Origin of the sequence: Alkalibacterium indicireducens (assembly GCF_039522005.1) — a bacterium.
In the GTDB taxonomy this organism is placed as follows: domain Bacteria; phylum Bacillota; class Bacilli; order Lactobacillales; family Carnobacteriaceae_A; genus Alkalibacterium; species Alkalibacterium indicireducens.
In genome coordinates this window covers 1-3,344 of record NZ_BAAADA010000059.1, presented here as the reverse complement: position 1 = coordinate 3,344, position 3,344 = coordinate 1, and the positions used below count along the sequence as shown (strand labels likewise).

The following is a 3,344-nucleotide window of genomic DNA, read 5'->3' as shown; positions in this document are numbered from 1 at the left end:
AGGTTGACAATAGCGTTATCTTACTATGCGGCACCTTAAACCGCTGTTGACATTGCCCTATCTGGGCGCACAATTTCAAAACCGATGTGGGTATTATTGGCATCTCCTCCTGAATGCCAACCTCGATGGTTCCAAGGCAAGTACTGCCAGACTTCTTTATCGTCTAAGAAGGCATGGACACAGACCTGCCGTTTGATTTCGCCAGCCTTATAGGAGTTATTCCAGCGGCTGAACCAGTCAGCGGCCATCACACCAGGTGTGGCAGTAGAATGGACCATGATGCCTTTAGGCGTGATCTTTCTTCCTGTAGTGTAACAATCGTTTCTGGTCATGAACTTTGATTTTAAATTACTTAGTCCCATTTTTATCTCCTCCATTTATTTTGAGCATGAAAAAAGCACCCTATTAGATAAGGTGCGATTTAGACTACAACTATTTACTCCTCTATTTCTTTGAGAACTTGATCTATTTGTGAGAATACCTTTTCTACTTTTGACCATTCTTGCTTCTGATTCGTGTAAAGTAGAGTGTTGTGTAAATCCTCATAACTTGATTTTATATCATTTGAAAATTTATCCTTCCATACTTCAAAACCATAAGGTCCCTCTGGATTATATTCTTTAGGAATGTCCCTCTTTTCCAGATATACAGAGTCCGTTTGCTTTGTGATTTGTACCTGAACAATTCATACTTTTCGTTGAAACATGTGCCAACTGCCTAACGGCAGCTTAAATTTACTTTTTCATTTTCACCTGTTAAGTGATGAAAAAAGAACCCCATTATGATATGGTAAAGGTGTCTAAACCAACCATAAGAAAGGAGTTCTCTTCATGATTAGCTTACACAAAAACCAGGTAAAATTCAATTCAAACATCATCATTTCGCATACAGGTGGTCGTTTATCGAGTGATTCGGGTTTAGTCTTAGTTAAAGAAGTAATGGATACCTTCAAGTTTTCTGATTTGGCAAAATCACTTCTGGACATTAAAGATAACCGTGCTTACTACACGCATGATAATTTAGCGATATTAGAACAGCTCATTATGCAACTGATTGCTGGTTATTCGGCAGACTCGTCAGCTAATCTGTTACGACAGGATCCAGTCTTTCAAATGGTGTTAGGCAGAAAACAATTAGCCTCACAATCGTCAATTTCACGGTTTCTGGATCGTTTCACCACGGAAAATGTGGGTCAATTACACTCATTAAATCAGTCGCTCATTGATAAAGCGCGTTTGATTCGCAATGACACCGAGTTAATCATTGATCTCGATTCCACTCATTCAGATACCTTTGGCCATCAAGAACAAACAGATTATAATGCTCATTATCAAACCTACGGCTACCACCCATTAGTTGCCTTTGACGGACTGACTGGAGATTTCTTAAAAGCTGAACTGCGTTCAGGTAATCAGTACACATCTAAAGGGGTGAAAGCCTTTATCGACCCATTGTTACACCACTACAATGAATCCATACCGAATACTGACATATTGGTTCGTGGGGACAGCGGCTTCGCAACACCAGAGGTGTATGAGTCTTGTGAAGAAAATGAAAGTCAGTATGTGATCCGATTAAAGAACAATCGGAGGTTAAGTCAATTAGCTGAGCAATCCGTTCTTTACGGAGATAACCAAAAATGGGAAGATCGGGAAGTTCAGTATTTTTCAATGCCTTATCAAGCACAATCATGGTCGAAACCCCGTCGTGTCTGTATTCGATCAATCCGTGAAGCAGGAGAACTCCTCTTTCAACACGCATTCATTGTGACTAATCTATCCGATAATGTCTCACCTGAAGTCATATTCTCTCTTTACGGCAAGCGAGGGACAATGGAGAATTTCATCAAAGAAGCGAAAGGTGGCTTTTATTTCGATAAAACAGACAGTCCACGCTTCTTAGAAAATCATGTCAGAATGATGATTAGTCTGCTTGCATACAACCTCATCAACTGTCTAAAGACTATCGGCTTTGATAAAAAGAACCAAGGGATGACTATTCATTCCATCCGACTAACATTCCTTAAAGTCGCTGGCAAACTTGTGCAAACAGGCAGACGAGCCTATCTAAAATTGTCGAGTTATCATGTGTATCAAACTGAATTCTATAGGGTCTTCGAGCGCCTACGGCGATCCAGTCAATGGATTTAAATCAGTCATCACGTTAATTTTTTGAATCAATCGTCTACAAGGGAGAAGTATGCCTTCAAACAAACAAGAGAATCGTAAGAAGGATCATTTAGTTAAAATCTACTTCGAGAACGCACTATTTTGTAGAAAAATTCCCAATTTTTCCAAGAACGATTAATTTATTCAAGAAACCAGCTTAAATTATAGAGCTATGAATTATTCAGGTTGTTTTTATCATTTTACTCTCATGTTACACTTTACTTGTGCTGATAGAGTCGGCTGAATCTCAATCTGTTTGCCAATTTATGGTAAATATGTGTATACTTTTAAAAAAACGAGGTGCCTACATGAAATTTTACGGCCTGCTGGGCGAAAAACTGACACACAGTTTGTCTCCTCAGCTGCATAAAGAAATATATAAACGAGTGGCCATCAACGCGGCTTATAAAACATTTCCCTGCCCACCTGGTCAGGTCCCCCAGGCGATCGAGAGCCTGAAAGTCCTGTCCATCAGCGGATCAAACGTGACGATCCCCTACAAGGAAACTGTCATGCCTTACCTGGATGAAATCGACCCGACTGCACGAACACTAGGTGTAGTGAATACGATAAGTAATCTGGACGGCTATTTGAAAGGCTATAATACTGATTACGAGGGTTTCGGCCTACTGTTCGAGCGTAGGCAATGGGATTTGAGCGGCAAGTCAGTCACTGTCCTTGGTACAGGCGGATCATCCAAAATGGTCGTCCAGTATCTGAAGGATCACGGGGTCAAGGACATTACCTTAGTCTCCAGAACTATCAAGGAGTCCCACTCTGATTCAATGGTCACATACCGGACCTACGACGACTCGGAGGCTTTCAGCGGAGATTATCTTATCAATACTACACCTGTCGGCATGTATCCCAACACAGGCGTCTCTCCCGTATCGGACGAAACGCCCACACGCTTCGATGCCTTCATTGACCTGATTTATAACCCTCTGGAAACGGCATTTCTGAAACAGGCCCGCTCCATTGGCAAGCCTGCAGTGAATGGTCTCGAGATGCTGATCGGACAAGCCATCAAATCTGTTGAAATCTGGGAGAACCGTTCAATTTCATTGAACCTAATGGATGAACTGATTCAGGACTTTTCCCAGTGGGGAACTGTCAAATTTTTTATGAAAACTAAAAATTAAAGGTGGTGAAGGCCCACTGACTATACCAATCGGA

General features: G+C 41.3%; 3 protein-coding genes. 2 read left to right on the top strand and 1 reads right to left on the bottom strand.

What is annotated here, in order from left to right:
• Window positions 1-35: 35 nt before the first annotated feature.
• Window positions 36-362: a peptidoglycan recognition protein family protein gene (locus ABFX15_RS04035; protein WP_346024217.1), complete on the bottom strand. Its 327-nt coding sequence runs from the start codon at window positions 360-362 to the stop codon at window positions 36-38.
• Window positions 363-830: 468 nt separating this feature from the next.
• Between ABFX15_RS04035 and ABFX15_RS04030 the strand changes: the two genes are divergently transcribed.
• Entirely contained in the window at window positions 831-2,150 is a 1,320-nt protein-coding gene (locus ABFX15_RS04030; protein WP_346024216.1) for an IS1380 family transposase, read from the top strand.
• Between the two features lie 326 nt (window positions 2,151-2,476).
• Entirely contained in the window at window positions 2,477-3,310 is an 834-nt protein-coding gene (locus tag ABFX15_RS04025) for a shikimate dehydrogenase family protein (RefSeq protein ID WP_346024215.1), read from the top strand.
• Window positions 3,311-3,344: the final 34 nt, after the last annotated feature.